Annotated in this window: 5 protein-coding genes and 1 pseudogene; 2 read left to right on the forward strand and 4 right to left on the reverse strand. The window is 44.9% G+C overall.

What is annotated here, in order from left to right:
• Positions 1-187: 187 nt before the first annotated feature.
• Together QUA83_RS29820 and gltX are read right to left on the reverse strand one after the other, a co-directional pair.
• Positions 188-622 carry a CAAD domain-containing protein gene (locus QUA83_RS29820; protein ID WP_333297797.1) on the reverse strand — a complete coding sequence of 145 codons (435 nt, stop codon included), beginning with the start codon at positions 620-622 and terminating at the stop codon, positions 188-190.
• Positions 623-1,024: 402 nt separating this feature from the next.
• Positions 1,025-2,467 (reverse strand): annotated as a pseudogene (gltX, locus tag QUA83_RS29825) (glutamate--tRNA ligase); the annotation flags it as partial.
• 297 nt (positions 2,468-2,764) lie between these two features.
• Between gltX and QUA83_RS29830 the strand changes: the two are divergent.
• Together QUA83_RS29830 and QUA83_RS29835 are read left to right on the forward strand one after the other, a co-directional pair.
• The gene (locus tag QUA83_RS29830) at positions 2,765-3,313 is read left to right on the forward strand and encodes a DUF393 domain-containing protein (RefSeq protein WP_333297793.1); all 549 of its coding nucleotides are present in this window, start codon (positions 2,765-2,767) and stop codon (positions 3,311-3,313) included.
• Positions 3,314-3,410: 97 nt separating this feature from the next.
• Positions 3,411-3,620, forward strand: coding sequence for a hypothetical protein (locus QUA83_RS29835; RefSeq protein WP_006632034.1), 210 nt, complete (start codon positions 3,411-3,413; stop codon positions 3,618-3,620).
• Between the two features lie 58 nt (positions 3,621-3,678).
• Here QUA83_RS29835 and QUA83_RS29840 read toward each other — a convergent pair whose 3' ends face one another.
• Positions 3,679-4,341, reverse strand: a complete 663-nt coding sequence (locus QUA83_RS29840; protein WP_333297794.1) for a Uma2 family endonuclease — start codon at positions 4,339-4,341, stop codon at positions 3,679-3,681.
• Between the two features lie 547 nt (positions 4,342-4,888).
• Positions 4,889-5,419 (reverse strand): RICIN domain-containing protein, encoded by a 531-nt coding sequence (locus QUA83_RS29845; protein WP_333297795.1) that lies wholly within the window; start codon positions 5,417-5,419, stop codon positions 4,889-4,891.
• Between the last annotated feature and the right edge of the window lie 628 nt (positions 5,420-6,047).

The following is a 6,047-nucleotide window of genomic DNA, read 5'->3' on the forward strand; positions in this document are numbered from 1 at the left end:
TAAAGGTTTCATCCTATTTTACCTTTTTTGGTCTACCCCCTTGACAATTTGCACTTTTTCTTAACTTGTCACAAATGTCAGTCAACAGTCAACAGTCAACAGTTATTAGTCATTTAAAAACCCGACACTAACAACTTATTTAAAGTTATCAATGTCGGGCATAAATTCAACAAATTACAGCAAAAGTTTAGGATTTTTTGCCGAAAACTTGTTCTTTCAATGCTTGAATTTCTTGAGCTAATTGTTGCCGATTGGACGATCGCAGCAAATAGCGGTAGATAAACCACCCGGTGTATCCGATACCAATTAGCTCGAATGTGGGTGCTAGCAGGGGGATGTCGTTGAGTTCGTCTATTACGCCCAAAAGCACTTTCAAAGAGACAATCGAGGCTATAATTACACCGATAACTGTCAGGGGACTTTTGTACTGCTCGTAAAAGCTGCCGATGTAAGCGGGAAACTCGGACAAAATTGAGATAATTTGTTCTTTGATCTGCTGGGCCTGACTTGGTGTTTCGTCGGTAATTATGACTTTTGTGGTATCGCTGGAACTGTCTGCTTCATTTCCGGCAGGAATTTCGGTGATGATAACGGTTGTTTCTGGTTCGTTTGATGAAGTCATTTCTCCACTCGCAATAGTTTTTTGCTGGTTGGCGGCAGGTATTTCAACTGCTGCTGCGACTGTTTCAAGAGCCGGTATTTCGACTGCTGCAACCTCCCCGTCGGTTGGTTCAAGAGCCGACACTTCGCCTGTTTCTGTAGTCGGTATTTCGACTGCTGTAACTTCCACTGCTTGTTCGACAGTCGGCGTTTCGACTGTTTCGATCGCAAGTTTTTCCACTTCTGAAACCTCTGCTGCTGATGGTTCAACAACCGGGGTTTCGACTGTTTCAAGAGTCGGTGTTTCGACTTTTGAAACCTCCACTGCTGACTGTTCTGTCGCAGAACTTTCGGCGACTGTTTCTGCGTGTGGTTGTTTTGGGGTAGGAGTTTCGTCCGCGACACCAACAGCAGGCCCATTCAAGTTGCTAATGGCATCAAGCAAACGGGTTTTAGCCGTTCCTCGCTGGTGAAGGATTACCCAAGATTCTATCAGGTCGGGGCCGTGCATTGCACCTGTCAGAGCGGCTCTGAGCGATCGCATAATTAGCCCTTTGTTAAGATTTTTCTCTTTACTGAGCTTTTTAGTGATTTTCTGAGCTTCCGCTGATGTCAGGGACGAATGACTTTCCATCGCTTCTACAACTGCTTGTAAAGCCTGTGCAGCCCCTGTTTGCTGCAATTGTGCGAGTGCTTCTTCTTCGTATTCCACCGTGGTGGAGAAGAAAACCTTACACATATCCACAGCATCGGTTAAGCGAACGAGACTCGGGCCGATTAAAGCAGCTATTTGTTCGAGCCAGGGGCGATCGGCCTCCAAGTCAAACTCATAACCGCCTTTCTGCCACCAATAAGGTATCAGCAAATCTGTCAATTGTGGCACTGGCATTTTGTGCAGGTATTGACTGTTTAGCCAATTGAGTTTATCCCAATCAAATTTTGCACCAGCTTTGTTGACTCGATAGAATGTAAATAATTCTGCTGCTTCCGACAGTGTAAATATTTCCTGCGTTGAATCCGGCGGAGTCCAACCGAGCAAAGTCATGTAATTAACTAAAGCTTCGGGGACGTAGCCCATATCTTTGAAGTCAGAAATCGAGGTTACGCCGTCGCGTTTAGAAAGCTTTTGCCCTTGGGTGTTTAAAATCAGTGGCGTGTGGGCAAATTCTGGGATTGTCGCGCCCAAAGCTTCGTAGAGCAATATTTGTTTCGGAGTATTGCCGATGTGATCTTCGCCGCGGATGACGTGGGTGATGCCCATGTCGATGTCATCGACAACTACTGCGAGGTTGTAGAGGGGTTGGCCGATGACGCCACCGCTGGATGCACGGGCAATTACCATATCGCCGCCGAGGTCGCTACCTTTCCAGGTTACGGTGTCGCGTACCATGTCGTTCCAAGCGATCGTGCGATCGTCGTCGATGATAAACCGAATCACAGCTTGTCGCCCTTCGCCTTCAAAAGCTGCGCGCTGTTTGCTTGTCAAGTTGCGGTGCCGGTTGTCGTAGCGGGGGGCTTGTTTGTTGGCTTTTTGTGCTTCCCGCATTTCGTCGAGTTCTTCCGACGTGGTGTAGCAGCGGTAGGCGAGTCCATTGTCGAGAAGGGTTTGGACTGCTTGGCGGTATATTTCCAGACGCTGTGACTGAAAACTCGGGCCTTCGTCCCAGTTCATACCCAGCCAGGTGAGGCCTTCGAGGATGTTATCGGTGTATTCGCTTTTAGAACGTTCTACGTCTGTGTCTTCTACCCGCAGAATGAACTTGCCGCCTTGGTTGCGGGCAAACAGCCAATTAAATACGGCGGTTCTGGCGGTACCGATGTGTAGGTTTCCGGTGGGACTGGGGGCTAGACGGACTCTGACATTCATGTAGATTTTTGCTTTTAGATTGGGCGATTTGCTGGTTGGGGGAATAGCTGATGTTTAAGACTTTAAATTTTATTATATTTGGTTGCCGAATTAACAGTTGTGCTTGGCAGGTGCTTTGCCTCGAATTGTTTGATATTCGACTATCGGGCGATCGGGCGAAAGTCTCCGGCAAGGCAGGAGAGGGCATCTTGATGATAATAGCTTGCGGGTGGCCAAGACTGGATTGACCTTTGGGACTATTTTTCACAGCACAAATAACTGCTTTAGGAGTACCCAAGGCGCACCTGATAAGTATTGATGCTTGTAAAATGTTTGTGTGCGATCGACGACATTAAAAAATATTTCCCTATGTCTGCTGCTAAAACCGAGTTTTCCGAATCTGTTGCGCCCTCACCCGAGTCTGTTGCGCCTACTTGGCAGATTGAGTTGCTGTACGACGGTGAATGTCCTCTGTGCGTGCGGGAGGTTAATTTCTTGAAAAAACGCGATGCGGGGCGAGGTTTAGTGTCGTTTGTGGATATTGCGGATGATAGCTACAACCCGGAGGCCCACGGCGGAATCGACTACGAAACGGCGATGGGGCTGATTCACGCGATATTACCCGACGGTACGGCAATTAAAAATGTGGAGGTTTTTCGCCGCACCTACGAGATTTTAGGTATGGGATGGATTTATGCAGTTACTAAGTTACCAGTGATCGGGGCGATCGCCAATTGGCTGTACGGAATTTGGGCAGACTGGCGGCTGAAGCTGACGGGAAGGCCGGATTTAGCAACAATTATGAGCGATCGAACTCAGCGGATTGAGTGCGAAAGTCAGGGCCGATGCCGGCCAAACTTGAAATGAGTCATATTTAGTAAGTGCGATCGGTCTATCAGAAGATGTCAGCAGAAACAGACTGCAACTAACCTTAAAGATGGACTACTATTAAAGGTCAAAAAAAATGCAAGATGCAGGCTATACAGTCTTCATGGGCTTCGGTGGTCTCTGGATACTTATGGGAATTGCCGCTGTGATTTTCTTGTTCAAATCGGACGGTCAAAAACTTAGGTTTGGCAAATGGGGACTGCTAGTGGCGATTCCGATTCTTGTACCCATCGTCCTGGTTTTGACCTATCAGATCGCCCGACCGTTTATTTCCTCACACCTTTGAGCGCTGCAGGGAGTCTATCGTCCGTGGGAGAAAGGAATTAGTTAAATTAAGTTTAGTATTATTGCTCATTTTCGGGCGATCGCAACTGCTCGTTCGCCCATTGACGCAAAGACCGAATTATGGCATTGTCATCTTGAGTTTCTGCCATCTGCAAGAATTGATTGAGCATTGCTACAGAAAGGATGGGAAATGTCGGACTGTGATCGCAGGTAATATATTCCCGATTTTGCAATTGATAAATTTGTACAGTTTGTCCCCGATACCGCCAAACTTCAGGGATTTCTAGCTGTGTGTAAACTACAAATCGATTAGAAGAAGGACTGGTAATATCAACTTCAATTACTAAGTCTGGGGGAGGAGCGGTTGAGATGTCAAGCCTTCTCCCAAGAATGCGATCAACATTTTGGATATAAAAACATGAATCTGGTTCTGCACCTTGTTCTAAATCTTCACGGTTGAGAGTCGTCGAACCAAATCCCTTAATCTTCAAGTCCAACTCCTCAGTCAAAGCTGTAACAATCCGTTTCAGCAAACTGTTAATAGTTTCATGCAAGTCCGATGGCATGAGAATTTCTAGGACTCCTTGAGAATAAGAAAATCTAGAGGATCTTTTGTCTCCCGCTTCTGCTAATAAGCTTTCGTAAGTATGCCAACTGATATTAGATAATACTACCCGTTGTGTAGTTTTTTCAGGGGAGGGCTTTATGTTCGTAACGGTCATATTTTCCCGCTCCTTAATCATGTCCGGCTATATACAGCAGATTCCAGGTTCATGAAGTACAGTAGCAGCTATATTATGTGGTGTTAATCCTCCGGGTGCGTCGCTGCTTCATATTGGATAAAACTTGCAGATCGTCCGTGGGCGACGCACCTTACACGGGCGATGGCAAGATTGTGTGTACCACATATACATGGAATACGCTGTAACTTACACAATCACACATTTTAATCTGAATCGTTTTACCAAGTTTCGAGCGACACAGGTTGGTTGTTGTCGCACACATTTAACCTCATCAGATATTTCTGGAAGCACTTTCGGGTGTATTTTCCAGAATTGACCTCTAAAATAATCGTGACACCGCTTTTTGAGTATTTCTACTCAAGCCTAACAGACTGATCGACTCTCCATTAGCACCCCAACTGTGTGTGTGCCAGTTGAGGGTGCGGAATGTGGGTTGCAACACTACAAGCGACTTCAGACAATCCGCTGCACCAAGGTTGTTATGAGGTGGCAGAACGTAACGTTTATACTAAGCTAACTTGATTTTCTACTGACTCCATCGTTGATCTGTTACTGAACCGTTGCCACTATTACGTCCAGAAGTTTCACAATCATAAAGTATTAACCGTGCGCCATTCTGTTGACCTGGAGCACCAGCAACATCAATACACTTGCCAGAGAGTTGATTTTGGATGAATCCTTGGTTTGTTATTGTCCATCTTTGGTCTGTGTTAGGGTTAGACGTCTCACAATCATAAAGAATTAATGGTGTGCCATTTGCAGTACCCGAAGATCCAGATACGTCAAGGCATTTGCCAGAGAGTTGATTTTGGATGAATCCTTGGTTTGTTATTGTCCATCTTTGGTCTGTGTTAGGGTTAGACGTCTCACAATCATAAAGAATTAATGGTGTGCCATTTGCAGTACCCGAAGATCCAGATACGTCAAGACATTTGCCAGACAATTGGTTCCTAATAAGCCTTCCACCAGCTTGTTGTGCAAGAACTCCTGAGCTTGCATAAACACAAACTACCGTTAAGCAAATCGCACTGTAGCACAGAATTTTTTTCAGGTTCATTGTTAATTTCCTTAAAGTTAGAAAGAAATCAGGGAAAAGTCAGATAAAGGTCACAAGTTATCTCACAACTACACTTCCCATGTTCAGTTAAGCAGACATACAGATAGAGCTTGACACTACATCCTACAAAAGAATTTTGGCGTTGCTGATTTACGGTATGAAAGGCTAAATATGCAAATCCTAGAAACCTGTATTCACAACGCTTCAGGATTTTCAACTGATTTTTTTCATACCCTGATTAAGCAACGCCAGAATTTTCAGTTATACCCTCACTAACGATTCTAGGCGCCTAACTATTAATAGACTGAAACTTTCCGCCTAAGAACCCATAGTAGGTGGATAAGCAGAATGATTCTGCATAACACCCCAAATTTGCTACTTATGCAGATTATTTCTCCATAATATGCCACTTAAGCTGAATATCCGGAATCTTTCCACATATTTCCAGATTTTCTTCCGAGAAACACATAGCAGGTATGTTACTTGTGAAATAGTATGTTACTATGTATTGTACTAAAGGGTAACATACTATGGCTACTGATAAGAAACATATCGGGTGCATCTCAGTTTGGCAAATACATCAAATTGAAAGTTGACCATTGAGATAAGCACAGCGAAGAGCAAGGAT

It is taken from the genome of Microcoleus sp. K1-B1 (assembly GCF_036704705.1).
Lineage (GTDB): Bacteria > Cyanobacteriota > Cyanobacteriia > Cyanobacteriales > Microcoleaceae > Microcoleus.